Origin of the sequence: Algoriphagus sp. NF, from assembly GCF_028823735.1 — a bacterium.
GTDB classification, from domain to species: Bacteria; Bacteroidota; Bacteroidia; order Cytophagales; family Cyclobacteriaceae; genus Algoriphagus; species Algoriphagus marincola.
The window spans coordinates 1-24,261 of sequence record NZ_JAPEIB010000016.1; the positions used below are offsets into that span (position 1 = coordinate 1).

The window sequence follows — 24,261 nt, forward strand, 5'->3', positions numbered from 1 at the left end:
ATAGAGTTCTCTATCTGCGCCTAAATTGGGCTCACTCACATCTGAAACTGAAATATTAAGCCCTTGAACTAAAAGAAATTTTAAATTCGGGAAACTTTGAAAAATCGCTTTATCCGGAAGCGACGAACCCTTTTTGAAGTTGATTTGAATTACTTCTATCTCAGTCTTGTTCTCTAACGAACTAAGTTTCTCATAAAGACTTGATTTCGAAGCTAATGCGATCACCTTTACTTCTCCATCTCCTACTTTATAATTTTCATTTTCTGTGATTTCAAGAGAAGAAAAAGAACCATCTACAAATTGATTAAACTGCTCCTTGTCAGCCTGTAGGATGGATCCTGAAGCCTGGAAATCTTCAACAGTCATTTTTTGCACCTGTGAAAACCCATCAATTGAAAAGATTAGGAGACCGACCAAAATTGGCAGTCGTTGTAGCAGGGTTTTATTGTATGCCTTCATATCAGTAAAATTTTATCAATCCTTATTTTTTAAAATTATGAGGATGAGTTGACACTCAAATAGTTTATTATGCCGTAAAAATACACTTTAATGTTTTTCATTTCCAAACCTTTTTCAAAAAATTTTGATACGTAATGCAATATTTTTGGTATGAAATGAATTTTTATAGCTCTAAAACGCTTTTTTGTTTAGAGTTAGTGTTTTTTCATTAAACAGTTCGTGAAAATTGACATTTATCAAGTCTCATCTTTATTGCACAGTATTAATCCAAAAACTTTTTACCCTTTTAATACTGATTCTGTATCTTGATCTCAGAAATATTTGGTTCTATGGAAAGCACATTAGATAAAACGACAACCAATCTTTATGACATCCTTAAAAAACAGCAGCAAACTGCAGTTGCCTGGAGATCTTCTACTGCTCAGGAAAGAATCAATCGATTAAAGGCAATCAGATCTTGGATCAAGGACCATCAACAAGCCATCAGAACAGCTCTTTGGGATGATTTTCAAAAACCGGAAACGGAAACAGATCTTTCGGAAATCTTTCCTGTAACCTCCGAAATCAATCACACGATCAAGCATTTGAAGTCGTGGATGAAAGCCCAATTGCTGCCTACACCACTGCCCATGCTGGGGACAAAAGCTCGTGTACAGTTTGAGCCAAAAGGGGTGGCCTTGATCATTTCTCCTTGGAATTATCCCTTCAATCTGGCAGTTGGCCCGCTGGTCTCTGCCCTGGCTGCTGGCTGCCCATGCATCATCAAACCCTCCGAGTTGACCCCCTATACCTCCGCGCTACTTGCTGAGATGGTTTCGGATCTTTTTGAAAAAGATGAAGTCATGGTAGTTCAAGGCGATGCAGAAGTGGCTCAATCGCTGTTGGCTTTGCCCTTTGATCACATCTTTTTTACCGGAAGTCCACAAATTGGCAAAATCGTGATGGAGCATGCAGCCAAGCATTTGACCTCTGTCACTTTGGAACTAGGTGGGAAGTCCCCTACCATAGTCACCGAATCAGCTGATATCAAAGATGCTGCGCAAAAGATCATCTATGGAAAACTGGTCAACTGCGGGCAAACCTGTGTAGCTCCAGACTATATTTTGGTCCATGAATCGCAAAAAGACTTACTTCTGGCTGAATTGAAGCAGGCTATCCAGCAAATGTATGACCCAGACTACAAAGGGATAGAAAACTCCAAGGATATGGCGAGGATTGTGAATGATAAGCACTTTTCAAGATTGAAATCGTACTTGGATAACGCTGTAGAAAAGGGAGCTGAAATAGAATTTGGAGGAAAAAATAATCATCACCATCGATTTATCGAACCTACATTGCTTACCAATGTGCAAGATGAAATGCTAGTCGCTCAAGAAGAAATTTTTGGACCTATTCTTCCAATTCTTACATATGTTGATCTCCAAGAAGCAATTGATTATATCAATCGAAAACCAAAACCCTTGGCGCTTTACGTGTTTGATCAAAGCAAACAATATGAAGACGTTCTCCTCCAGACTAGCGCCGGAGGAGCAGTTATCAATGACTGTGTGCTCCATTTCATCCATAATGAATTACCTTTTGGCGGTGTGAACAATAGCGGCATTGGTAAAGCACACGGATATTATGGCTTCTTAGCTTTCAGCAACGAAAAAGCCGTATTGAAGCAACGCGTGGGCTTGAACAACGCGACCCTTTTACGACCTCCCTTCGGAATAAAAACAAAACAAATTATTCAATCACTTATCAAATGGTTTTAATATGACAAGCGAACAATTTTTATCAAAAGCTTCGAAATGGATTTTTTACAGTTTCTTTTTTGCAGTTGTTCTTCTTCAGGGTTGTAGCTCCACAGATGACCCCTTGCCGGATGGCCCTCTGCTGGCCATGGAACTTACCAATGAGGCATACGGAACGGATACTCGCCAAGTAATGGATGTATTTCTCCCTGCCGGGAGAACTTTGGAAGACACCCCCATACTTATATATATACACGGGGGCGCTTGGATAGATGGATCAAAGGAGGAGTTTTTGGAATTTCGAACAGCATTCGAACAAGCTTTACCGGATTTTGCTTTTGTAGCGATTAATTATAGGCTGTACAATTTCATCTCAAACACCAATGGCTTTCCCACCCAGGAAAATGACGTGATCGCAGCAGTTGAACATGTCTTGGAAAATCAACTCGAGTGGAATATCAGTGATGAAATCTACCTGGCAGGTGCCAGTGCAGGAGGTCATTTGGCACTTTTGCATGCCTATAAGCATCAAGAAATCGGAAATATTCAGGCGGTAATGGCTTTGTTCCCTCCTACTGAACTTGAATCACTGCACAGTTTCAATTTTGTAACGCAATCAGGATTGACAGCATTATTGGGAGGAACTCCGGAGTCAAATCCAGATGCTTATTTCCAATCTAGTCCGGTAAATTTTGTAAGTAGTTCTGCTGTTCCCAGTATCTTCTTTCATGGTACCGAAGATACAGTAGTACCGATTTCACAGAGTGATTTGCTTGCAGCCGAATTAACTGGCGCTGGGGTAAATTTCCAATATGAAATTATCGAAGGACAAGGACATGGTTTTACGCCAGCCACCTATGCCACAGTGATTTCTGACATTGCAAACTTCATTGAGGCGCTTCGCTAAAATAAAAACCCTGCCAATTGGCAGGGTTACCGTTTCCTTAGACTTTTTGAAGTCCCGTAGAATGAGCTCTCGATTTGATAGCCTTTACTACTTTTTCCGAAGGTAGAGGTCGGATTTGATCGAGTGACTCTATCGTGCTCAGCATTTCTAGGTATTCTTGCATGAGATCTTGATCATCTCGCAAGGCCTGCATTAAGAGTTCTTGTTCTACCTCCGGCATTTCCTGATAGATATATCTGACCAGGTCATTTGGGGTAAATAGTTTTGTCATAGGCAAAATTTATTTGTTTCATTTTCTTTCGTAAGTGGATCAATGCATAGCGCATTCTTCCTAAAGCTGTATTGATACTCACACCTGTCTGATCGGCAATTTCCTGAAAACTCATATCCATGTAGTGCCGCATAATCAGCACTTGCTTTTGAGCCTCTGGCAATTCATCAATCAATCTTCTGACTAGTGCAATCTCTTCTTCTTTCACTTTTTCGTCTTCCGCATTTCCTTCTGAAAAGCGCAAGGAATTGAACACATTGGAGCCATCTTCCATCATGATCATCGGATACCGCTTAGCTTTCCGAAAGTGATCTACTGCCAAATTGTGCGCGATTCGCATGATCCAAGGCTGAAACTTGCCTTCTTCATTATATCGATCAGAATTTAGCGTATTGATGACTTTCACAAATACCTCTTGCAAAAGATCCTCTGCCAAATCCTGATCTTTTACGATCAGAAAAATGGTAGTGAATACTTTTGACTTATAGCGATCTACTAATAGATCAAAGGCGGCCTCATGGCCATTACGATATTGCGTGATCAACTCACCATCTCGGGGTCCTATCTGCTTACTCATTGTTTATAGTTTATGAACAACGTAAAAGTCTAAGCCATAGTATAGATTTTGGTGATTTTTGATTTTTAGTGAGAAATGGATTTAAAAGTAGTGTTTTAGACTACTTCTCCCAAATGGATTTGAGGATTTTTTTATTCCTCGTAGTTTCCCCAAATTTTATTCTGATTTTATTCAAAATTGTAAATACTAATCTAAAACTATTGGGAAACTTTAAAACAAACCCAATTCAAGTGCCAAAAAATGTTAAATCCGAAAAAGATGCCTTTTCAAAAAGTAAATTCTACCAAGGTCTTTCCGTAGGCATTCCTTAACTTCGTCCTTAGAAATATAAAGACTATGGAACTGAGCGGAAAAGTAATTCAAAAACTGGCAGAAGTCAGTGGTAACTCTAGAAACGGAAATACCTGGAGAAAGCAGGAATTCATCATCGAAACTCCAGGCAACTACCCAAAAAAGGTGTGTGTAGCCCTTTGGGGAGATAAAATCGATCAATTCCCAATTGCAGAAGGCGATGAGGTAAAACTAAGCGTGGATCCAGAAAGCCGTGAATACAATGGAAGATGGTACACGGATATCAAAGCATACCGAGTAGAAAAAATGGGAGCTGGCAAAGCAAATACTTCTGCTGCCAATGCCCCACTCGATGTAGACACTTTTCATTCTGACGAAGAAGACCAGCTACCCTTTTAAATCAAATTATTATGTGGGACGATTTTGATGATGAAGATCCAGATTTCGATGGAGATGATGAGTTCGACTTTCGAAAAGAACAGGATCGAATCTACAAGCACCCCTTAATGAAGAAGGCGAAAGATGTCGTAGATCTTACGAGGGCATTGGTCGGAAGTCTGGATGAGGCACGAAAGGAGCTCTATGGTAGCATTATGATGGAAGACGCCATGATTATGAGCGCCAAATTCGCAGGAGCGGAAGCTATTCCTGATTTCGTCGCAAAAATGGAAAATGCCATGCTTATGAAAATCCATGCCAAAAGCCTTAATTCCATGACCTACCAGCTAGCCATGGAAGAAACTCACGCCGAAGAGCATCTTCAACTACTACGAGCAGCTATCGAAGAATACAGGAAACTATTTTTGGAATGGATCAAGGGTTTTGATCCTTCTGAAAAATACGATGACGGGTGGGGAATCTTTACGGATTGAAAAAAACGCTAATCAAAAAATATGATTCAATTAAGCCGATTGGAAAACCAATCGGCTTTTTTAATATTATCTATTCAAGCTGTCCAGAACCAAACCGAAAACCCATCCAAGCTCCACCGATCATTAGAACTAGGGCTAAAACAATCAACAAAATCAAGATCGACAGGGGCATTTCCCAATCTTCTCCACTGATTTTGAATTTGACAGGTCTATTCCAGTTCATGGCCTAATAAAACTTCTATTTCTTTACGATGGCCTTCCAGCCTCTGGCCTCAATTTCTTGAGCTGATTGTTCTACTTTTTCCTGAAGACCTTTCTTATAGGCATCTAGGTTTTTACCTACCTGCTCGTCAAAAGCTCCTACCATAGATGCAGCCAAAATTCCTGCATTTTTTGCACCATTCAAGGCTACTGTAGCTACAGGAATCCCTCCAGGCATCTGCAAAATGGATAAAATGCTATCCCATCCATCTATAGAATTGGAACTCTTCACGGGAACTCCGATCACAGGAAGACTGGTCATTGAAGCGACCATACCCGGCAAATGGGCTGCTCCACCTGCTCCAGCCACGATGACTTTGAGCCCGCGCTCTCGTGCAGATCGGGCGTATTCCACCATTCGGTCTGGAGTTCGGTGAGCAGACACAACGGTCAATTCATAAGTGACTCCGAGTTCCTCGAGCATTTGTGCTGCTTCAGCCATAACCGGAAGATCTGACTGGCTGCCCATGATGATTCCTACCTGTGGGTTCATGCTTTTATTTTTATTAGGTTTTTGATCGCGATAGCTCGCTTTTTTAAATTATCCACATTTTCATCCAAAACAGTCACATGGCCCATCTTTCGAAAAGGTTTGGTGACTTTTTTGCCATAGAGATGAATGTAAACGCCTTTTTCGGAAACGGCCTCTTCCATTCCTTCCACGTAGGCTTCCCCTATATAGCCATCTTCCCCGAGCAAGTTGATCATAGCTGCAGGAGTCCGGAGATCCGTGGCGCCCAAAGGCCAATTCATCACGGAGCGGAGATGTTGCTCAAACTGACTGGTGAAATTGGCTTCGATCGTATGGTGACCACTATTATGTGGACGAGGCGCTATTTCATTGACAAGGACTTCTCCGGTTTTGGTCACAAATAATTCCACAGCCAATATCCCTACCATCCCCAGTTTGGTGATAACCTCTTTGGCTATCTTTTCAGCTTTTTCAGCTACCTCTGGGGAAATACTCGCAGGGGCAAAAAGAAACTCAACTAGGTTAGCTGTTGGGTGAAAAGCACATTCTACAGCTGGGTAAGCAATCAAATCTCCCTTTTCATTCCGAGCCACCGTGACAGCTATTTCGGTTTCGAAATCGATCAACTTTTCAAGCAATCCCGGTGCATCAAAGGCCTTATCCAAATCGGATTCATCCTTCAAAATTTGCACTCCTCGTCCATCATATCCATCCTTCCCAAGTTTGTTTACAGCAGGAAGAAAAGCCTTATTTCGAAACACATCTTCCTTATCCGCTGTCAAAATAAAATCGGCAGTGGGTATCCCGTTTTTCTGGTAAAACTGCTTCTGCTCCCGCTTATCTTGAATAAGTCGAATGATCTCCGGCTGCGGGAACACTTGCTTACCTTCTTTTTGAAGTTTTTCCAAAGCCTCTGTATTGACGCTCTCGATCTCAATGGTAATGATATCACAACCTTGGCCAAATTGATAAACTGTATCGAAGTCTCTCAAAGACCCATTTACAAACTTTTGACAAAGGTCGCGACAAGGGGCATTGGGATCCGGGTCCAAAATGTGGATATCCTGATTGTAATTAATGGCTGACTGAATCAGCATCCTTCCTAGCTGACCGCCGCCAAGAACGCCGAGTATTTGATTCTTTTTGCTCATGATTTTAGAATGCCCAAAAATACATCTTTCATCCCGAAGGAAAAATTAAGCCTTCTCATCGAAGCGAATTCCCATCAATTCCATCAGTTTATGGGCATTGAAACTTGGACAAGGGCCTTCCTTAATCAGATAGTCAAACTCGATGGTGTCTTCCTTGACTTCGGAGTGAAAGCTGAAATTGCGCACATAATCAATTTTCTCTTCCAAACGGCTCAATTCGATGTCGTGGGTACTGATGATTCCCAAAAAGTCCAATTCCTCCAACTGCCGAATCAATGCCTCACTTCCCGCAATCCGATCTTCGGTATTAGTTCCTTTCAGAATTTCATCCAAAAGGAAGAACAACCTTTCTCCAGACTCTAAGCGGTCAATCATTCCCTTGATCCGGCTCAGCTCGGCATAGAATGAGCTGACGCTTTCACCGAGATTATCCGAATTCCGCATGCTGGTGTAAAGCTGACATTCTCCTACTTGTAGACGCTTCGCAAAAGGACTCAGCCCCAAATTCAAAAGCACTAAATTAATCCCAAGGGTACGCATAAAGGTGGTTTTTCCACTCATGTTTGCTCCTGTCAAAAGAATCAACTTGCCGGATTGCTCTTGTCGAAAATCATTTGCAACTGCTATCTCGGGATGGAGCAAGGGATGTGTCATGCCTAGAGCAGAGAAACTCAAATCCTTAGAGATTTCCGTTTCACAGGTTTGATTTTCGGCCTTTTCAAAGGCTGCCAAAGAAACCCAAAGCTCCCAATCGCCTAAAGCATCAGGAAGTTCACTTATCTGAGAACCCCATTGACTTTTCCACCTCATCAATCGATAATGCAGCAGTAAATCTGTCCAGAAAAATAAATTCAGGGGAATGTATAGCAGGTTGAGACGATTCTGTACCCAGAGCAAATGACCATCCAGTTGCTTCAAAAGTAGGGAGGCCTTGGGACCATTTTTCTGAACGATGACCTCTTTTTGTGCAACTAACAGTGGATTTTCAAATTCTTCATTTTCCAAAAGCTCAACCCAAAGCCGGTATGTTTTCAACAAGTCAGAAGAGGGTATCCGCTCATCTGCTTCTTTAAGATCTCCAAAAACCAACCCCAAGAAAGGGATCCCGATCAAAGTCCAAAGCCCTAGCCATGCCAAAGGCAATAGCCCCAAATATCCGAGACTCCCCAATATCAGCCCTCCAATAATCCCGACGATTCCCAATCCTAGGGTGAAGGCTTTTTTACTGGCAGGTGCTTTCATCCATGCCTGCCAAGCTGTGGTTGATTTACCTTCTTGATAAAAAGCTTTCCCCACAGACTCAAAGGATCTGAGAAAATCGGTTTTTAAGGAAAGCTCTTTAACTGCCGAACGGATTTCCTCACTTTTCTGGAGACTAAAAGAAGACTTCAATCGATCAGCGAGAATAGTTCGTGCCTTTTGGGATTGGGTTCGATTGATCAATTGAAAAAGAGAGTGCTCCCCAAAGAGATCCAAATCATTACTGAAAGGATGACTTTTATCCAAAAATTCAGCTCCCCCATCTAATTCCTTGAGTTTTCGATCAGCGCGGAATTGATCTTCTAATTGAATTTTTTGAAGGCTTTTATAAATGGCTTCCTGGTCTTTCAGATAATTAAAGCGCTGAATTGCTTTGACAAAAGCTCCAGAAATAACCAGCAATGCGATAATCCAAAATCCTGAATCGGAAAAAAAAAGTACTCCGCTCCCTAGAACTCCCACAAATAAAAGAAGTCTCAAGAGAGAAAGGCCTGATATTTGTCTTTTGAGGGAAAGAGTTTTTGCGGGAATTTCGCTAGGGTCAAAATCAAATCCTTTTTGCATCCTCAAATATAGATTTCCCGTGATTATTCTATGTTGATTCTTTGATTTTCATCGTTAGAAAACAGGATTGAGATAAATATGTCCCAAAAGAAAAAAGAAAAAACCATTCCCTCGGATAAGGAAAATGCCTTTGATTTTTCAGACCAAATGGGGCTTTTTCCAGAAGATGTTCCCTTTGGAAGGAATATAGGCTGCGGGGGAAAATCAACCAAAAATGACATACAAAAGCCTAAAAATCAGGAAAATAAAAGCTAACTTGCAACTTTCAAACTCAAACGATTATGAATAAGAAATCAATCATTTTTAAAAGCATACTTGCTTTAGGACTTCTCGGGATGACATTTTCCTGTAGTGAAAATACCGATCCCCTTCCCGTTGAAACTGACCTGACTGTGGTAGATGATGATGTAGCTGTGAATCAGGTTTATGAAGATTTGGATAATTTTACGCTGACCGTTTTTCAGTCTCTTAATTTCGGGGGTCGTGTACTCAATGAAGGCTTTGATAAAATATGTCCTGGTGTAGATGTGACTTTCAATGAGGAAGAGAAAAAAATCACTGTGGACTTTGGTGAAGGATGCACCTCGCCGGGAGGAACTGTACGGAAAGGAAAAATCGTATTTACATATAATCAAAACTTTCTCTTTCCAGGGGCTAAGGTCATAGCAGTTTTTGAAAGCTATGAAGTGGATGGACTCGCAGTGCAAGGCACTCGAACCATAGAAAACCAAAATATCGATATTTTCAACAATCGTGTGACATTAAAAGTGACCGTCACGGATGGGAAAGTTACTTGGCCTGATGGCACTTTCGTCACCTACACTACTACGCAGGAGAGAGTTGTCACCCTCAATGAACAAAATGGGTATGAAATTTCTATCTCAGGAAATGCTTCAGGAAAAAGTAGAGCAGGACTTGACTATACTTCAACTGTCACCTCCCCGCTTTTAGTCACGCAAGACTGTGTAGAAACCGGTGTACTAGTCCCAAGCTCAGGGGTTATGGAATTCAACTACAGCGGGTTCAATGTTTCGGTAGACTATGGCGATGGTCAATGTGACAAAAACATTATAATCACCTATCCGGGAGGGACAAGAGAAGTTACTCTCGATTAAGTTTCGGCTATTCAGCTAAAAACGGCTATCTTCAAGGGTAGCCGTTTTTTTTATGGAAAAGAAAATAATTAATGGGTTTCCTCACCTCAGGTACGATCATCAGGAATACGCCGAGGAAGAACTAATTCAGCGTTCTGATGAATTTTATCGAATGATGAATCGGAGAAGAACCATTCGGGAATTTGATGATCGAGATGTACCAAGAGAAGTATTGGAAAAAATCATTCTTACTGCAGGAACTGCCCCATCCGGTGCCCACAAGCAGCCATGGACCTTTTGCCTGATTTCAGACCCCAAGATCAAAGAAAAAATAAGAATAGCAGCAGAAGAGGAAGAACGAATCAGCTATGAATCCAGAATGACCGAAACTTGGAAATCCGATCTAAAGCCTTTAGGAACGGATTGGGAGAAGCCATTTTTGGAAATCGCTCCTTATTTAATCGTAGTATTCAAGCAATCCTATGGAATGGAAGGTGATGAAAAAATCCAACATTACTATGTGAATGAATCCGTGGGAATTGCTTGTGGTTTTTTGATTGCGGCTATCCACCAGGCCGGATTAGTCACGGTGACACATACTCCTAGCCCGATGAATTTCCTCAGTGATATCCTTAATCGTCCCAAGCATGAGAAGCCTTATCTACTCCTACCGGTAGGTTATCCTAAAAAAGAGACTTTCGTACCGGATATTCATCGAAAGAAATTGGAAGAAATTTTGATAAGCTATTAAACCTATGGCTTTTGCCTCAGTCAAATGGGCAGTTTTGGATATAAAATTTCCCGATCATGAACAGACTACAAAAAACACTAATTGCCCTTGCAGCGGTAGGCTTTCTTTTTACAGCCTGCCAAAAGGAGGATGAAGCTCCTATCAGCCAACTGGAGGACTCGGAAGAGGTAAATCGTGAAACCGACCTGACTGGAACGCTAGAAGATATTGATGATATCGTCCTGACAGGATTTCAGCGAAGTGGATTTGCAGACCGGACCGTAGCCACGGTAGAGGAAGACCTTTGCGAGCGGGTGGATATCACCTGGCTACCCAATGAAAAGAAAATGATCTTGGATTTTGGAGATGGATGCACCAGCCCGAGGGGAATCACTCGAAAAGGTAAAGTAATTGTAAGTTACACCGGTAGATATTGGGCACCAGGATCTGTCATCACGACTACCTTTGAGGATTTTTATATCAATGAGCGAAAAATCGAAGGGGTCCGAATTGTAAGAAATGAAGGCTTCAATCAAGATGATCGATTTTTCACCTTCATCACTCGAGTAGAAGGCGGGAAAATCACCTGGCCTGATGGCACTACCCGTACTTTCGAATCCAGGCACACCAAGCGCATCTTCCTACCAAACGGTGATAGAGGTTTAATTTATGCAGTGGACGGAGGGTCTGAAGGAGTCAATCGCAGAGGAAATAGCTATCGAGTAGAAATCACCGATCCCTTGATCTACGCACAGCGTTGTATCAATACTGGCATCAAAATTCCTAGCAAGGGTCTCCTTAACTTGAATGTATCCGAAAGACCTCAAATTTCTGTTGACTTTGGGGATGAGGGTTGCGATCGTGAGGTGACTATTTCAAGAGGTGACCAAAGCAGGACGATCACCATCCCAAGAGGATAATTTTAGACTTTATTGCACAAAAAAGGCTGTTCCGATTTAATTCAGAACAGCCTTTTTCAATTTTTTACTTTTTTGATAATTATCTAATTCGCTCTAGCTGAGAAAAATAGAAATTACCTTCGATCGCTGCATTTTCGTCAGAATCGGATCCATGTACCGCATTTGCTTCGATGGATTTTGCAAAAATCTTACGGATGGTTCCTTCCGCAGCTTGCTCAGGGTTGGTAGCTCCAATCAGTTTTCGGAAGTCTTCCACCGCATTGTCCTTTTCCAAGATAGCAGCGATGATAGGTCCGGAAGACATGTATGCACAAAGATCCCTGTAGAAAGGTCTCTCCTTGTGAACTTCATAGAATTTGCCAGCAAGCTCTGGCGTCAAGCGGGTAGCTTTCATGGCCACGATCTTAAAGCCTGCTTCTTCGATCATTTTCAAGATGGCTCCTGAATTGCCAGCTTCGAAAGCATCCGGCTTGATCATGGTGAATGTTCTGTTTCCTGCCATGTGTTTTTGAGTTTACATTGGTTTATTTCGGCCGCAAAAATAGCGGAAAAGCCCAGAGTTTCCGAAGATCATGCAGTATTTATCCAGTAGCCCGTTCATTTTCAATAAAATGGCCACTTTGGCATTTGCGAAAAAATTACTGACCTTTGCGGACTACTAGTGCATACGTGCCGTAGAAAATTGACAAATGGAAGCATTAGCCTCATTCAAAAGAGAACTCTCCTCCCCCAAAAATATATTCATCACCACCCACGTAAAACCCGACGCTGACGCATTAGGGTCTTCCCTGGGAATGGCAGGCTATCTGAAAAAGAATGGCCATCAAGTCAGCGTGGTAACTCCAACGGATTATCCTTCTTTCCTCAACTGGATGGAAGGAAATGATGACGTCTTGGATTTTAGCCGGGAGGATCACAGAAAAAAAGCGGAAAAAGCCCTTGATGAAGCAGATATTGTTATTTGCTTGGACTTTTCTTGCTTAAACAGAGTCAACGAGCTTGGCGAACTTATTCGCAAGTCTGACGCCTACATCGTCAACATCGATCATCACCAAGATCCGGAGGATTTTGCAGACTATAGACTCTGGAGTACAGAAGCTGCAGCTACCTGCGAACTGGTGTATGAATTGATTGTAGCCCTGGAGGACAGAGACTTGATCGATGATAGTATCGCATCTTGCCTCTACGCGGGTATCATGACGGATACCGGTGGGTTTAGACATCCCAATACGACCAAAAACGTCCATCTCGTCGTAGCAGACTTGATCGAACTTGGTGCGAATGTCACCCAAATTGCCAACTGGATCTACGACTCCAATTCAGTCAATAGACTGAAGTTTATTGGTTTTGCTATCAGTAGACGTTTGGTGATTCGGGAAGACCTACACATGGCATACTTTGCCATCAGCAAAAAAGATCTTAAAAAATATCAAAGCCGAACCGGAGATACCGAAGGCTTAGTAAATTACGCGCTTTCTCTAGATGGGATCAAATTAGCAGCCCTTTTCTCTGAGCGGGAGGATGGAATCAAGATTTCCTTCCGATCATCAGCAGAAGTGGCCGTGAATAAGTTTGCAGCCGAATACTTCAATGGTGGAGGACACAAAAATGCCTCAGGGGGCAAGTCCGAGCTGAGCCTGAAAGAAACGGTTGAAAAGTTTGAAAAGCTTGTAGAAAAGCATCAAACCGAACTTTTTCAAGAGGAAGAGGTCTCTGTCCAGTAACAATTCGTAAAAATTTCTTCAACACCCATATGAAAAATTCACTTCGCCTGACGGCAACACTTGCCAGCTTGGTACTGGCAGCGACCATCACTTCTTGTAAAAAAACACAAGTAACCGAGCGGGATGGAATCGAGTACACCTACATCAATGAAGGTTCTCAAAAGCCAGAAAATGGTGAGATTTTGATGTACCACCTTCAGATCAAAAATGCTGAAGACTCCTTGATCTACAATACCTATGATCAGCCTGTACCTGGCTACTTGATGGCGAATGACAGTATCCCAGTCAATAATGGGATGGATGAGATCTTCATGGCATTGAAAAAGGGAGACAGCATTACCTTTACCTCTCAGGTTCAAACCATTTTTGGCCCGAATTTCCCTCCTTTTTTAGAGGCTGAAGAGGAATTGGTCGTGAACCTTGGCGTGATGGATATCATCTCTCAGGATTCTTTGAGCCAATACTTTGCTCAAGTTTCCATTATCGAAAATGAGAAAAGAGCAGAGCGTGCCAAAGTACTTTTGGTAGAAGACGGAAAGAAAATCGAAGAATATGCCGCTGCCAACAACTTGGATGTACAAAAGACTGAAAATGGTCTTTACTATGTCATCGAGCGGGAAGGCACTGGCCCGGAGACTACTCCTGGTACGACTATGTATGTCAACTATGCCGGATACCTTCTAGATGGCACCATCTTCGACACATCTATTCAAAGCCTTGCAGAAGAAAAAGGAATTTTCAATGCTGGGCGCCCTTACGAGCCTCTTCCAGTAAACGTGGGAATGGGTCAGGTCATTCCAGGATGGGATGAAGGATTATTGCTATTGAAAAAAGGATCCAAAGCGAAGTTTCTGATTCCTTCTCCACTTGGCTATGGAGAAAATGGTGCAGGAGCACTGATTGGTCCCAACTCCATTTTGGTTTTTGACGTAGAAGTCACAGACATACAGAAATAAAATCATTCAATCCAATCATGAATAAAAAGCTGATATCCTATTTAGGTGTTGTTCTTTTGGCAATCGGTTTTACGGCCTGCGTAGATTCAGAGTCTACAGTAGAAAGTATCCTAGAAAAAGACAAAAAAGCCATTGAAGAGTACTTGGCTGAAAACCCGATCACTGGACCCAAAGACTTTGTGGATGAGGTCTCCGGTTTTCGAGTCATTTGGCAAGAACTTTCAAATAGCGGCAGATTACCTGTTCCAGGAGATACTGTGCAGGTGAACTATGTGGGTAAGCTTTTGAACGGTCGAGTATTCGATACATCGATTGAATCAGTCGCAAGAGAAAACAACATCTTTTCTGAGAATAGAAATTATATACCCTTGCGCTTTATTCTGGGAAGAGGACAATTGATCGAAGGCTTTGAATCAGCTATCGCTATCATGGAAGCAGGGGATAAAGCGACCGTCATCATGCCTTCCCTATTCGGATATGGAGGTGCGGCTCAAGGTGATATTCCGCCCAATTCTCCCCTTATCTTCGAGCTTGATTTTATAGATTTGAAAAAAGGACCTCAGCAATGATCAAACGACTAAAAGTCTTATCCTTATTTGTATTTTCATTTGTGGCCTTGATGGCTTGTGAGCCAAATAATCCCTTTCAAACAGGCCCAGCTTATGATGAAGCGGGGAATTTGGCCATTGACCGGGAAAAAATTGATGCCTATCTGGATACGGCACGGATCGACAGTCTTTACCGCATCCATGATCCATCAGGGGTTGTGGTGATTGTTCAGGAGGAAGGAACAGGTACTAGACCTACAAGTGGAACGGTCGTTTATTCAGATTATGTCGGTTCCCTAATTACCGATGGATCTGTTTTCGACACCACCCTTGAGCAGGTAGCTATCGATAATGATATTTGGGTAGAAAATAGAATTTACACCATATTCAGTTTTGTGGTAGGATCCGGCAATGTCATTAGAGGATGGGACTTTGGTTTCAGAAGACTCCGACCAGGATCTAAGGCTGTGATGATTATCCCATCTCCACTTGCATACCGAGATCAAACTAGCAATGCTCGAATTCCTGCGAATTCAGTCCTTCGATTTGATATTGATTTCTACGGAATTGATTAATATTCGAGAATAATATTTCTTAGGACCCCGTCATAGTTCATCTCTGACGGGGTTTTTTATTTCATCTTATCTGTTTAGCCAATAAGAAAACATATTACCAAAATCTCATTTTGGGAAAGATGGCCGGCACCTCTTCTCTGTATTTTTTATAAGCACCCCCAAACTCAGCGATTAAATTCTTCTCTTCATAGTAAATCCCAATCGGAAGATAAACAATCAAACAAAGCAAATGAGTCAAGGAGGTATAAGTCCCTGCCACAAAAAAGTATCCCAAAAAGATCAAAAGTAAACCTGCATACAAAGGGTGCCGCATTCTACTATACCATCCTGCCCGAATCAGTTTCTTTTCAGTTTGTGGTTCTTCGGGCCTTGTACCTATAAACTTCCCGATGGACCACATTTTAGAGCTTTGGACGATGATAATCGTCCCAAAAGTAGCCGCCATATACCCAAAGTAAATCATGAGGTCACCTTCTGCTAAAAGCCGTTCTGCAGGAATTCTTATACTGTAAAGAACTAAAATCACGAAAAAGAAGAGGGAGAATAGGGAATAAAAAAGTCGATACCATTTAAAGGCCTTTCCCAATTTTGACTCAAGTTTTCTTTTTAACTTGCCCGAAGCCAGAAAACTATGACTTGCATAAAAAACTGCCCAAAGCAGGATCAAATAGATGTAGTTCATTTGTAAATTTATCCAGCATCAAGAAAACAACGGTATGAAGATCGGCATTATCCGCGAAGGGAAAAATCCACCGGACAAGCGAGCTCCCTTTTCTCCCGAGCAGCTCCAAAATCTTAATGAGGAATATCAGGGCAAACTCCATTTCTACGTAGAATCAAGCCCGATACGGGGCTATTCAGACGAGGAATACGAATCAGCCGGAGTTGAAGTTTTGGAGGATATCTCTGGCTGTGATGTACTTTTTGGAGTGAAGGAGGTGCCAATTGAGAAATTGATTCCAAATAAGACTTACTTTTTCTTTTCTCATACGATCAAAAAGCAGCCTTACAATCGGAATTTGCTTCGGGCTGTTTTGGAGAAAAACATCCGACTGATCGATTATGAGGTATTAACCGATGATAACAAGCAGCGAGTAGTGGCTTTCGGACGCTGGGCAGGCGTAGTCGGGGCATACAATGCTTTCTGGACCTATGGCCAAAAGACCGATCTTTTTCATATCAAGCGAGCACACGAGTGTTTTGACCTAGTGGAGCTAAAGGCCGAACTCAATAAAATTCAGCTCCCACCGGTGAAAATCATCTTGACCGGAACAGGACGAGTAGGAGGTGGTTCAAAGGAAATCCTGGATAGTATGGGAATCCGAAAAGTTAGTACGGAAGAGTTCTTGCATCAGTATTTCGAAGAGCCCGTCTATGTGCAACTGGATGTGGGAGATTATAACCGTAGACGCACGGATGGTGCTTTCAGCAAAGAGGAATTTTATACTAAGCCGGAGCTTTACGAAAGTCACTTCGCCAAATTTGCAGAAGAAGGAGAAATCCTAATCGGTGCCGTCTATTGGGACCCAAAAGCTCCACAGCTTTTCCAGAAGTCAGAAATAGCCTCGCCTGACTTTTCCATTTCGGTGATTGCTGATATCACTTGCGACATCGATGGCTACATCCCCACCACCGTGAGGCCATCTACCATCGCCTCTCCGGTTTATGATATTGACCGGGATAGTGGGGAAGAAATCGGAGCTTTTGGAAAGCAGAACAGCATTTCCGTCATGGCTATTGATAATTTGCCCTGCGAGCTACCCAGGGAGGCCACCAAGGATTTTGGCAGACAATTGAGTGAATGGATCGTTCCGGAACTATTAAAGGAAAACTCCGCCATTCTTGAGCGGGCCACTATTGCCAGAGATGGTGATTTGACGTTGGAGTTTATGTATTTGGAAGACTACGTGGCAAATGAAGAATAACTTTAATCGATTTTTAGAATCCACCCTGCTAAAGCCGACCATGAAGACGGAGGAGATAGATTTATTGATTCGGGAGGCCATCGAATATCAATTTATAGGTGTTTGTGTCCCTTCTTTTTGGGTCAAAAAGGTCCACCGCGAACTCGAGCAAGAAGATATACAAACAGTCACGGTGATTGGATTCCCTTTTGGATTTGAGGATACAGCTACTAAGGTGGCAGAAACCCACGAAGCAATCAAAAATGGAGCAGATGAGCTAGATCTCGTTTGGTCACAGACCGCCTTTCACTCGGGGATGAATTGGCCAAAAATCGAAATCGCACAAATTGCTAAAATCTGTCATGAGGAGGAGCGGGTTTTGAAAGTGATTATCGAAACAGCTTACCTCGATGAAAGTCAAATTAGGGAAGCTTGCTTAATCTGTCAGGATGCAGGTGCCGACTTTGTCAAAACCTCCACCGGCTATGCGCCTAGCGGAGCGAAGGTTTCAGATATTAAGCTGATGCGAGAAACCCTTTCTTCAAATACAGGCATCAAAGCAAGCGGTGGAATTAAAACCTTGGACTTTGCTTTGGAGCTAATCCAAGCAGGTGCTGATCGGATTGGTACCAGTAGTGCAAAAGCCCTTTTTGAAGCCTGGAAAGACTCCCAATCTTAATTTGAGCTGAAATAAATCAGCAAAAAGGGAATAATAAAAAACATCAGTAAAAGGTAAGCAAAACCCCATAATCGGGATTTTACCGATTTCTTCCCCATCAGATTTGCCAAACGGATGGGAACATTCCGAAACCTAGGAATGCCTAAAATCAACAAAGCCCCGATGGTATTGAACAGAAAGTGCACAATTGCCAAAGCGATCGCAGCTTCACTTTTATAAAGTGCGGCTATTGCTGCTGTAATGGTTGTTCCAATGTTTGCCCCAACGATGAATGGGAATACTTTTTTAAGGCTTACTTTTTTGGTGGCCACTAGCGGTACAATCAGCGAAGTCGTCACTGTAGAAGACTGAACAGCCGCGGTGAAAAAGGTCCCGTAGAAAAAAGCCAGACTGCTATTCTTAAAGATGACTTTATTGATATCCTGAAAGCTATGGACTACAAAAGTCTTGTAGATAGAAGTGGCTAGCAGTTTGATCGCAGCAAAAACCAAAAACACCGCAAGAATTGTAGTCAAAAAAGGGATACCAATGGCTTCTACCAGCCAATTTGTTATAGGCCTGGTAAACAAGGAATGATAGACTACCGGTCCGGAGAAATCTTCGTTAGGAGCAAACCAATGGGCAAAATACAAAGCCGATTTTGTCAAGGGTTGGAAATAGAGTTCCAGAGGTAGTAAAATGATTACCGTGAAAATATTGAAGATATCATGAATGATACCTGCTGAAAGCGCACGCTTGAATTGCTTCTTCTTCATGATGTAAGAAAAAGAAACCAAGGTACTGGTCAGCGTCGTGCCGATGTTCGCTCCCATGACCAAGGGTACAGCCTGCTCCAAAGAAATAGTCCCAGCCGCAACTACGGCCACCACACTTGCAGTTACTGTACTACTACTCTGTAGCAAAGCGGTCATCAAAAGACCGATAAATAAGCTAATGAAAGGATTTTTGGTAGCTGAAAAAAGGTCAGTAGCAACTTTACTATTGAGGTCTCCCATGGAGACAGTCAAAAGATCAATTGCAAAAATGAACAGCAAAAGCGCAACCAATCCAATGGCGTAACTTTTCCATTTTGCTTCTTTTTTTTGCTCTAGATCCCAGCTTTCCATTAAATGTGATAGGTGTTGGCTTGTTTTCTGATCTTCTCACTCATCTGAAAAAACACCGTTGATTTGGCGCTGCTATCCAAATAGCTTTTTGATCAATGGGCAAAATTTGGAATTTTTTTAGGATAAACAACATGATGTCAAGCTTAAATAGATTGCTTATTTTTAGCTTAACAATTTATTAACATGAAGGCCTGAATAACTTCTTTAATTTTGTCCCAAACTCCCATCAGCTAAAACATGGCCAAGAAGAGCATTGACCAAAACATCAATCAGGAAAACCTTTCCAAAACCGCCTACGCACTTTTTGACTTCACAAAAAAGGAAAGGACTTTCTTGATTGTGATATGTGTTTTGATCTCAGTGGCAGCCATCATCGCTCCCTACACTTATCCTGCGATGTGGTTTGGTTTTTTCTTAGCAGCCTATTCAGCCATCGCCAATGACAGTATTCAGACCATTGGTACTTTCATTGCATCCAATCAGCATCGCAAGTGGTATTGGCTTTGGCTCTTTATGGGGATGATTTTCGTCGCGACGGTGACTTACAGTTGGGTCGTTTATGACGGAGATGTCAGTCACCAACGCCTTTCAGTACCCGGCCTTGATCGTGCTCCGGAAGGCTTTGTCTTTCTACAGCTAGCTGCTCCTATTGTCCTTTTGATTATGACTAGGCTTAGAATGCCAGTCTCTACTACCTTTTTGCTCCTGAATGTATTTACCTACAAAGCCGGTACCATCGCGAGTGTAATGGTTAAGAGTTTTATGGGTTACATTTTGGCTTTTGTCCTAGCCATTGTGGTATGGTTTGCCTTAGAGCGGCTGATGAAGAATTACCTCAAGGGAAAGCCAAAACCTTATTGGACTATCCTTCAGTGGATCACTTCAGGTACACTTTGGTCGGTTTGGATCATGCAGGATGCTGCAAATATTGCCGTCTTCCTTCCTAGGCAGCTTGGAGTTACTGAGTTTTTGATTTACACAGGATTTGTTTTTGTAGGCCTAGGGTTTCTTTTCTACCTGAAAGGTGACAAGATCCAGGGAATCGTAAATGAGAAGACCAATGTCACCGACGTACGGGCTGCTACTATCGTAGACTTTGTTTATGCGATAATCCTTTTCTATTTCAAAATGTACAGCAATGTGCCGATGAGTACCACTTGGGTGTTCATTGGTTTGCTAGGAGGTCGTGAGTTAGCCATTGCTATAGGAAAGCATGGCAAGGCCAAAAACAAGAAAGCGTGGAGATTCCGAGCATTCAAACTGGCAAGTAATGACCTTTACAAGGCGACCATCGGTTTAGTAGTTTCCTTGATTTTGGCTGTAGTGATCAATGAGGGTATTCGAAATGAAATCCTTGATTATTTCAGGTAAATGGAGCTGTATTCGGACGAATATTTCATGAATGAAGCGCTAAAGCAAGCGCAGATTGCTTTCGAAGAGGGGGAAATCCCCGTAGGTGCGGTGATCGTATCCAAAAACCGAATCATAGCCAAAGCTTACAATCAAACGGAAAGGCTAAACGATGTGACCGCCCATGCGGAAATGATAGCCATCACCTCAGCAGCCAATTCTTTGGGAGGAAAATACCTCAATGATTGTCGCTTGTATGTAACCCTTGAACCATGCACTATGTGTGGAGGAGCACTTTTTTGGTCCCAAATAGGTGAAGTTTTCTTTGCAGCAGCGGATCCAAAAAGAGGATTTAGACAAAGTAACCCGAATACGCTCCACCCTAAAACAAAAATTCACGAAGGTATCTTGGCGGCGCAAGCGGAGGAATTAATTCATCGCTTTTTCGAAAAACTACGAAAATGAGATGTTTTTCGACATAAAAGAACCATTTGTCATGGATAGTGGTTACCAAAGCAGATTCTTTAAAGGGATATTTAATACATGTTTCACCATAAATTTTAAAAACAAATGGCTTTTGAACTACCATCCTTACCTTACGCATTTAATGCACTTGAACCGCACATAGATGCGCGCACTATGGAAATCCACCATGGCAAGCACCACAATGGGTATGTGAACAATCTAAACAATGCAGTAGCAGGAACTGACCTAGAAGGCAAATCACTAGAGGAGTTGATGAAAGTAGCAGGTTCCAATACAGCCGTTAGAAATAACGGAGGAGGTCACTACAATCACAGCCTTTTCTGGTCAATTCTTTCTCCAAGCGGCGGCGGAAACCCTACAGGTGAACTAGCTGGCGCTATCGATGCAAAATTTGTGAATTTTGATGAGTTCAAAGACTTATTTTCAAAGGCAGCAGCTACCCGTTTTGGTTCAGGATGGGCATGGTTGATTGTTACTGCAACAGGCGATTTAGAAATCGTATCTACCGCAAATCAGGACAACCCACTGATGGATGTTGCTGAAATTAAAGGTACTCCTATCCTCGGATTGGATGTGTGGGAGCACGCCTATTATTTGAATTACCAAAACCGTCGTCCTGATTACATCTCAGCATTCTGGAATGTGATCAATTGGGAAGAGGTTAATAAGCGCTATTTGGCTGCTTTGAAATAATAACTCAACAATTAAAAATAATCCCCGGACCCAAATCCGGGGATTTTTTTGTTCGGTTTTCGAAACAATAAGTGTTCACAAACGAACATGCTTTTTTTGTTGAATAGCCTAAAACGCCACAATTGACAGATTTTAGGGCTTTTTGCAGTATGGCACTTCTTTTTCATTAGCAGGCATGAAAACAATAAAGAACCAACACAAATGAAAACCGCCAACTTAATTTTTCTTTCTTTTCTATTTTACCTGATGGGCCTAAGCACCCTTGCTGCAAAAGATATCAGCAAGCTCTCAGGGAAAATCGTTGACCAAAATGGAGAGGCCGTTCCTTTCGCAAACGTTGCCTTGATCGAATCAAACAACGGTGGATTAGTGGATGGAGCTGTTTCTGATGAGGAGGGGACATTCTTCATCGAATCAGTAAAATCTGCAACGGTCAAACTGGTGATCTCCTCAATTGGGTATACGACCTATAGTTCTGAGACCTTCGAGCTAGTCCCTGGAATGACCAAAGATTTTGGTGTAGTCAAATTGGAAGATGAAATGACTGGTCTTGATGAAGTCACCGTACAATCATCTAGACCGGAAATCATCATCGAACCGGATAAAACTATCGTCAATGTAGAAGGAACTGTGATGGCAGAAGGGTCAAACACCTTGGACGTCATCGGTAGATCTCCGGGTGTCTATGTCGATCAGGATGGAAATATCAATCTAAATGGTCGCAGTGGTGTCACAGTGATGATCAACGATAGACCTACTTACATGAGTTCGACTGATTTGGCAAACTACCTTCGGTCAATGCCCGCAGAAAACATCAAAAGTATCGAAGTCATCAATAATCCTTCTGCCCGATTTGATGCTGAAGGTGCCGCAGGTGTGATCAATATTGTATTGAAGAAAAGCACGGTAGATGGAGTCTTTGGAAATATTCAAATAGGAAATCAATACAACGGCTTGAATGCTCCACTTGCTGGCGCAACTATCAATGTGAAAAAAGGAAAATGGTCTACCAATGCGAATCTGAACTACAATGAAATCGCAAATTACAATGACCTGGATATCATCCGAAACTTTGAGCTAGAAGAAGGGACATCCAAGTTTACTCAAGACTCCAGAATCAAAACTCGCTTCCGTACTCCGAATTTTACCGGATCGGCAAACTACGAGATCAATCCCAATCATAACCTGGGAATCAACCTTCAAGCCTCAAGGTCTACCGGAGGATCGAATAATAACTCCTTCACAGAGATTTCTATTCCTGGTGAGTCGGAATTCAACTATTTGAACTCTCGAAATGATGATAATGGAACCAGAGACAGAATTTTTGGAAACCTCCACTATGATGGAAAACTAGATACCATAGGGACTAAAATTGCTGCGGACTTGGATTATACCATCATGAAATCAAACTCTGAGTCTTTGCTCTCCAATGAGTACTGGACCGGGGTGGATCAGTCCAATTTTACAACTGATCAAATACTCACGCTGAATGATATGTACTATACCATCCTGACGGCAAAAGTTGATTTCACCAAACCCTTAAAAAATGGAAAGATCTTGGAAACAGGTCTAAAAGGTAGCTGGGTAGAATCCGACAACAATCTGGATCTGAGCCGTGCGATCGAAGAAGGACCTTTTGAGCCGGATCCAAATTCTAACCAGTTTATCTATAGTGAAAATGTCTTAGCTGCTTACGCTTCCTTGAAAGGGGCTTTCAGTCCAAAAGTAAACTATCAATTTGGCTTAAGAGGTGAGTACTCAGACATTTTGGGAAATTCGGTGACATTGGAACAGCAAAACAAACAGCAATATTTCAACCTGTTCCCTAGCTTCTTTGTACAGCATCAGGTGAGCGAGAAGTATCAAATCATCTATAATCTAAACCGTCGAATCACTCGTCCAAACTATCGATTGCTCAATCCATTCATCTATTACATCGATCCATTGACATCAGAAACCGGTAACCCGAATTTGAGACCTCAGTATTCGAATAACTTCGAGATGAATCATGTCATCAATGGAGCATATCAGTTCACTTTAGGTTATTCTGAGACTGAAGATGCCTTTATGCAGGTATTTATCCAAGATCAGGAAGCTAGAACGACGACCACCTTCACGGATAATTTTGATAAAACCAGAAATGTCAATTTCCGTGGAATCGTACCGGTTGAAATTACAAAGTGGTGGAATGCTTCAAACATGGTTCAGGTGACTTATAACCGATTCAAGTCCCAAATTGGAGATGACTTCCTTGACACAGATCAAGTATCCTTCATGGCTCGTACCCAACATAATCTGACCTTGCCAAAAGGCTTTAAATTTGAGTTGGTCGGAATGTATGTAGGCCCACAAATCTGGGGACAGGGTACCATCAAAGGGTTTGCCTGGGTAGATGCAGGGGTGACGAAGACCTTGATGAAGGATAAGCTCACCTTATCTGTCAACGGTACTGACCTTTTCCGCTCACAGATCATCCGAGCCAATGTGGATTTCGCAGACATCAATACAGGCTTTAGACAATACCGAAGCAATCAGGGTGTGCGCTTTACCTTAAGATGGAGATTTGCTCAGGGTGAAAGCTTCCGAGTACGTTCTAGCACAGGTAGCTCAGAAGAAAGAAACCGCCTAGATTAAACTTAATACTTTGAAAATCAGCTCCTAGCCAATATTTTAGC

At 42.1% G+C, this 24,261-nt stretch carries 28 protein-coding genes; 18 read left to right on the forward strand and 10 right to left on the reverse strand.

Going from position 1 to position 24,261, the window contains the following annotated elements:
• Positions 1-459: hypothetical protein (locus tag OU792_RS09395; protein ID WP_274670023.1), on the reverse strand; the 459-nt coding region annotated here is incomplete at its 3' end.
• A gap of 329 nt (positions 460-788) precedes the next feature.
• On the opposite strand from OU792_RS09395, the gene OU792_RS09400 reads away from it, so the two are divergent.
• Positions 789-2,216, forward strand: coding sequence for an aldehyde dehydrogenase family protein (locus tag OU792_RS09400; RefSeq protein WP_274670024.1), 1,428 nt, complete (start codon positions 789-791; stop codon positions 2,214-2,216).
• A gap of 1 nt (position 2,217) precedes the next feature.
• Positions 2,218-3,102: an alpha/beta hydrolase gene (locus OU792_RS09405; RefSeq protein ID WP_134202645.1), complete on the forward strand. Its 885-nt coding sequence runs from the start codon at positions 2,218-2,220 to the stop codon at positions 3,100-3,102.
• 37 nt (positions 3,103-3,139) lie between these two features.
• Here the strand turns inward: OU792_RS09405 and OU792_RS09410 are convergent, their stop codons facing one another.
• Both OU792_RS09410 and OU792_RS09415 read right to left on the reverse strand, forming a co-directional pair.
• Positions 3,140-3,373, reverse strand: coding sequence for a hypothetical protein (locus OU792_RS09410; RefSeq protein ID WP_026946430.1), 234 nt, complete (start codon positions 3,371-3,373; stop codon positions 3,140-3,142).
• Entirely contained in the window at positions 3,348-3,950 is a 603-nt protein-coding gene (locus tag OU792_RS09415) for an RNA polymerase sigma factor (protein ID WP_026946429.1), read from the reverse strand. Before OU792_RS09415 ends, OU792_RS09410 begins: the two co-directional genes overlap by 26 nt.
• Before the next feature lie 336 nt (positions 3,951-4,286).
• Here OU792_RS09415 and OU792_RS09420 point away from each other — a divergent pair, with 336 nt between their 5' ends.
• Positions 4,287-4,640, forward strand: coding sequence for a DUF3127 domain-containing protein (locus OU792_RS09420; RefSeq protein WP_134202647.1), 354 nt, complete (start codon positions 4,287-4,289; stop codon positions 4,638-4,640).
• Positions 4,641-4,651: 11 nt separating this feature from the next.
• Entirely contained in the window at positions 4,652-5,113 is a 462-nt protein-coding gene (locus tag OU792_RS09425; RefSeq protein ID WP_026946426.1) for a hypothetical protein, read from the forward strand.
• 70 nt (positions 5,114-5,183) lie between these two features.
• On the opposite strand, the gene OU792_RS09430 is transcribed toward OU792_RS09425, so the two are convergent.
• From OU792_RS09430 to OU792_RS09445, 4 genes are read right to left on the reverse strand one after another with little or no spacing between them, the layout of a single operon-like run.
• Positions 5,184-5,336 (reverse strand): hypothetical protein, encoded by a 153-nt coding sequence (locus OU792_RS09430; RefSeq protein WP_165967592.1) that lies wholly within the window; start codon positions 5,334-5,336, stop codon positions 5,184-5,186.
• 15 nt (positions 5,337-5,351) lie between these two features.
• A complete protein-coding gene (gene purE, locus OU792_RS09435) occupies positions 5,352-5,867 on the reverse strand; it encodes a 5-(carboxyamino)imidazole ribonucleotide mutase (protein WP_274670025.1) in 516 nt (171 codons plus the stop codon).
• Complete coding sequence (locus OU792_RS09440) at positions 5,864-6,997, reverse strand: 5-(carboxyamino)imidazole ribonucleotide synthase (protein WP_274670026.1); 1,134 nt, start codon at positions 6,995-6,997, stop codon at positions 5,864-5,866. Before OU792_RS09440 ends, purE begins: the two co-directional genes overlap by 4 nt.
• A gap of 45 nt (positions 6,998-7,042) precedes the next feature.
• Positions 7,043-8,821, reverse strand: coding sequence for a MutS-related protein (locus OU792_RS09445; RefSeq protein WP_274670027.1), 1,779 nt, complete (start codon positions 8,819-8,821; stop codon positions 7,043-7,045).
• A 78-nt stretch (positions 8,822-8,899) separates the two neighbouring features.
• Between OU792_RS09445 and OU792_RS09450 the strand changes: the two genes are divergently transcribed.
• From OU792_RS09450 to OU792_RS09465, 4 genes are read left to right on the forward strand one after another with little or no spacing between them, the layout of a single operon-like run.
• A complete protein-coding gene (locus tag OU792_RS09450; RefSeq protein WP_222584480.1) occupies positions 8,900-9,076 on the forward strand; it encodes a hypothetical protein in 177 nt (58 codons plus the stop codon).
• Between the two features lie 26 nt (positions 9,077-9,102).
• Positions 9,103-9,936 carry a hypothetical protein gene (locus OU792_RS09455; RefSeq protein ID WP_274670028.1) on the forward strand — a complete coding sequence of 278 codons (834 nt, stop codon included), beginning with the start codon at positions 9,103-9,105 and terminating at the stop codon, positions 9,934-9,936.
• A gap of 52 nt (positions 9,937-9,988) precedes the next feature.
• A complete protein-coding gene (locus OU792_RS09460) occupies positions 9,989-10,666 on the forward strand; it encodes a nitroreductase family protein (RefSeq protein WP_274670029.1) in 678 nt (225 codons plus the stop codon).
• A 56-nt stretch (positions 10,667-10,722) separates the two neighbouring features.
• The gene (locus OU792_RS09465; RefSeq protein WP_274670030.1) at positions 10,723-11,565 is read left to right on the forward strand and encodes a hypothetical protein; all 843 of its coding nucleotides are present in this window, start codon (positions 10,723-10,725) and stop codon (positions 11,563-11,565) included.
• A 79-nt stretch (positions 11,566-11,644) separates the two neighbouring features.
• Here the strand turns inward: OU792_RS09465 and OU792_RS09470 are convergent, their stop codons facing one another.
• On the reverse strand, positions 11,645-12,067 hold the full coding sequence (locus OU792_RS09470; protein WP_134202654.1) for a nucleoside-diphosphate kinase: 423 nt from the start codon (positions 12,065-12,067) through the stop codon (positions 11,645-11,647).
• A 187-nt stretch (positions 12,068-12,254) separates the two neighbouring features.
• On the opposite strand from OU792_RS09470, the gene OU792_RS09475 reads away from it, so the two are divergent.
• From OU792_RS09475 to OU792_RS09490, 4 genes are read left to right on the forward strand one after another with little or no spacing between them, the layout of a single operon-like run.
• Positions 12,255-13,289 carry a DHH family phosphoesterase gene (locus OU792_RS09475; RefSeq protein WP_134202655.1) on the forward strand — a complete coding sequence of 345 codons (1,035 nt, stop codon included), beginning with the start codon at positions 12,255-12,257 and terminating at the stop codon, positions 13,287-13,289.
• Between the two features lie 29 nt (positions 13,290-13,318).
• Positions 13,319-14,245: an FKBP-type peptidyl-prolyl cis-trans isomerase gene (locus tag OU792_RS09480; protein ID WP_274670031.1), complete on the forward strand. Its 927-nt coding sequence runs from the start codon at positions 13,319-13,321 to the stop codon at positions 14,243-14,245.
• A gap of 17 nt (positions 14,246-14,262) precedes the next feature.
• Positions 14,263-14,814 carry an FKBP-type peptidyl-prolyl cis-trans isomerase gene (locus OU792_RS09485; protein ID WP_274670032.1) on the forward strand — a complete coding sequence of 184 codons (552 nt, stop codon included), beginning with the start codon at positions 14,263-14,265 and terminating at the stop codon, positions 14,812-14,814.
• On the forward strand, positions 14,811-15,368 hold the full coding sequence (locus OU792_RS09490) for an FKBP-type peptidyl-prolyl cis-trans isomerase (protein WP_246628859.1): 558 nt from the start codon (positions 14,811-14,813) through the stop codon (positions 15,366-15,368). Before OU792_RS09485 ends, OU792_RS09490 begins: the two co-directional genes overlap by 4 nt.
• A gap of 94 nt (positions 15,369-15,462) precedes the next feature.
• Here OU792_RS09490 and OU792_RS09495 read toward each other — a convergent pair whose 3' ends face one another.
• On the reverse strand, positions 15,463-16,050 hold the full coding sequence (locus OU792_RS09495) for a methyltransferase family protein (RefSeq protein ID WP_274670033.1): 588 nt from the start codon (positions 16,048-16,050) through the stop codon (positions 15,463-15,465).
• 34 nt (positions 16,051-16,084) lie between these two features.
• On the opposite strand from OU792_RS09495, the gene OU792_RS09500 reads away from it, so the two are divergent.
• Complete coding sequence (locus OU792_RS09500) at positions 16,085-17,293, forward strand: NAD(P)-dependent oxidoreductase (RefSeq protein WP_274670034.1); 1,209 nt, start codon at positions 16,085-16,087, stop codon at positions 17,291-17,293.
• Positions 17,283-17,951: a deoxyribose-phosphate aldolase gene (gene deoC / locus OU792_RS09505; RefSeq protein WP_274670035.1), complete on the forward strand. Its 669-nt coding sequence runs from the start codon at positions 17,283-17,285 to the stop codon at positions 17,949-17,951. The genes OU792_RS09500 and deoC overlap by 11 nt, the downstream gene beginning before the upstream one ends.
• On the opposite strand, the gene OU792_RS09510 is transcribed toward deoC, so the two are convergent.
• The gene (locus OU792_RS09510; RefSeq protein WP_274670036.1) at positions 17,948-19,057 is read right to left on the reverse strand and encodes a Na/Pi symporter; all 1,110 of its coding nucleotides are present in this window, start codon (positions 19,055-19,057) and stop codon (positions 17,948-17,950) included. The two genes, deoC and OU792_RS09510, sit on opposite strands and share 4 nt — an antisense overlap.
• A gap of 237 nt (positions 19,058-19,294) precedes the next feature.
• Here OU792_RS09510 and OU792_RS09515 point away from each other — a divergent pair, with 237 nt between their 5' ends.
• The 4 genes from OU792_RS09515 to OU792_RS09530 all read left to right on the forward strand — a co-directional run bounded on the left by OU792_RS09515 (position 19,295) and on the right by OU792_RS09530 (position 24,220).
• Positions 19,295-20,428 (forward strand): hypothetical protein, encoded by a 1,134-nt coding sequence (locus OU792_RS09515; protein ID WP_026946410.1) that lies wholly within the window; start codon positions 19,295-19,297, stop codon positions 20,426-20,428.
• Positions 20,429-20,872: a nucleoside deaminase gene (locus OU792_RS09520; protein ID WP_026946409.1), complete on the forward strand. Its 444-nt coding sequence runs from the start codon at positions 20,429-20,431 to the stop codon at positions 20,870-20,872.
• A gap of 105 nt (positions 20,873-20,977) precedes the next feature.
• Positions 20,978-21,586, forward strand: a complete 609-nt coding sequence (locus OU792_RS09525; protein WP_100628481.1) for a superoxide dismutase — start codon at positions 20,978-20,980, stop codon at positions 21,584-21,586.
• A 201-nt stretch (positions 21,587-21,787) separates the two neighbouring features.
• The gene (locus OU792_RS09530; RefSeq protein WP_274670037.1) at positions 21,788-24,220 is read left to right on the forward strand and encodes an outer membrane beta-barrel protein; all 2,433 of its coding nucleotides are present in this window, start codon (positions 21,788-21,790) and stop codon (positions 24,218-24,220) included.
• Positions 24,221-24,261: the final 41 nt, after the last annotated feature.

Coding starts and splice junctions, on each gene's coding strand:
- OU792_RS09440 (WP_274670026.1), bottom strand. CDS start 6,997: ATGAGCAAAAAGAATCAAATACTCGGCGTTCTTGGCGGCGGTCAGCTA.
- OU792_RS09530 (WP_274670037.1), top strand. CDS start 21,788: ATGAAAACCGCCAACTTAATTTTTCTTTCTTTTCTATTTTACCTGATG.
- deoC (WP_274670035.1), top strand. CDS start 17,283: ATGAAGAATAACTTTAATCGATTTTTAGAATCCACCCTGCTAAAGCCG.
- OU792_RS09485 (WP_274670032.1), top strand. CDS start 14,263: ATGAATAAAAAGCTGATATCCTATTTAGGTGTTGTTCTTTTGGCAATC.
- OU792_RS09455 (WP_274670028.1), top strand. CDS start 9,103: ATGAATAAGAAATCAATCATTTTTAAAAGCATACTTGCTTTAGGACTT.
- OU792_RS09525 (WP_100628481.1), top strand. CDS start 20,978: ATGGCTTTTGAACTACCATCCTTACCTTACGCATTTAATGCACTTGAA.
- OU792_RS09475 (WP_134202655.1), top strand. CDS start 12,255: ATGGAAGCATTAGCCTCATTCAAAAGAGAACTCTCCTCCCCCAAAAAT.
- OU792_RS09490 (WP_246628859.1), top strand. CDS start 14,811: ATGATCAAACGACTAAAAGTCTTATCCTTATTTGTATTTTCATTTGTG.
- OU792_RS09510 (WP_274670036.1), bottom strand. CDS start 19,057: ATGGAAAGCTGGGATCTAGAGCAAAAAAAAGAAGCAAAATGGAAAAGT.
- OU792_RS09470 (WP_134202654.1), bottom strand. CDS start 12,067: ATGGCAGGAAACAGAACATTCACCATGATCAAGCCGGATGCTTTCGAA.
- OU792_RS09450 (WP_222584480.1), top strand. CDS start 8,900: ATGTCCCAAAAGAAAAAAGAAAAAACCATTCCCTCGGATAAGGAAAAT.
- OU792_RS09405 (WP_134202645.1), top strand. CDS start 2,218: ATGACAAGCGAACAATTTTTATCAAAAGCTTCGAAATGGATTTTTTAC.
- OU792_RS09465 (WP_274670030.1), top strand. CDS start 10,723: ATGAACAGACTACAAAAAACACTAATTGCCCTTGCAGCGGTAGGCTTT.
- OU792_RS09420 (WP_134202647.1), top strand. CDS start 4,287: ATGGAACTGAGCGGAAAAGTAATTCAAAAACTGGCAGAAGTCAGTGGT.
- OU792_RS09495 (WP_274670033.1), bottom strand. CDS start 16,050: ATGAACTACATCTATTTGATCCTGCTTTGGGCAGTTTTTTATGCAAGT.
- OU792_RS09415 (WP_026946429.1), bottom strand. CDS start 3,950: ATGAGTAAGCAGATAGGACCCCGAGATGGTGAGTTGATCACGCAATAT.
- OU792_RS09430 (WP_165967592.1), bottom strand. CDS start 5,336: ATGAACTGGAATAGACCTGTCAAATTCAAAATCAGTGGAGAAGATTGG.
- OU792_RS09520 (WP_026946409.1), top strand. CDS start 20,429: ATGGAGCTGTATTCGGACGAATATTTCATGAATGAAGCGCTAAAGCAA.
- OU792_RS09410 (WP_026946430.1), bottom strand. CDS start 3,373: ATGACAAAACTATTTACCCCAAATGACCTGGTCAGATATATCTATCAG.
- purE (WP_274670025.1), bottom strand. CDS start 5,867: ATGAACCCACAGGTAGGAATCATCATGGGCAGCCAGTCAGATCTTCCG.
- OU792_RS09500 (WP_274670034.1), top strand. CDS start 16,085: ATGAAGATCGGCATTATCCGCGAAGGGAAAAATCCACCGGACAAGCGA.
- OU792_RS09515 (WP_026946410.1), top strand. CDS start 19,295: ATGGCCAAGAAGAGCATTGACCAAAACATCAATCAGGAAAACCTTTCC.
- OU792_RS09400 (WP_274670024.1), top strand. CDS start 789: ATGGAAAGCACATTAGATAAAACGACAACCAATCTTTATGACATCCTT.
- OU792_RS09425 (WP_026946426.1), top strand. CDS start 4,652: ATGTGGGACGATTTTGATGATGAAGATCCAGATTTCGATGGAGATGAT.
- OU792_RS09460 (WP_274670029.1), top strand. CDS start 9,989: ATGGAAAAGAAAATAATTAATGGGTTTCCTCACCTCAGGTACGATCAT.
- OU792_RS09480 (WP_274670031.1), top strand. CDS start 13,319: ATGAAAAATTCACTTCGCCTGACGGCAACACTTGCCAGCTTGGTACTG.
- OU792_RS09445 (WP_274670027.1), bottom strand. CDS start 8,821: ATGCAAAAAGGATTTGATTTTGACCCTAGCGAAATTCCCGCAAAAACT.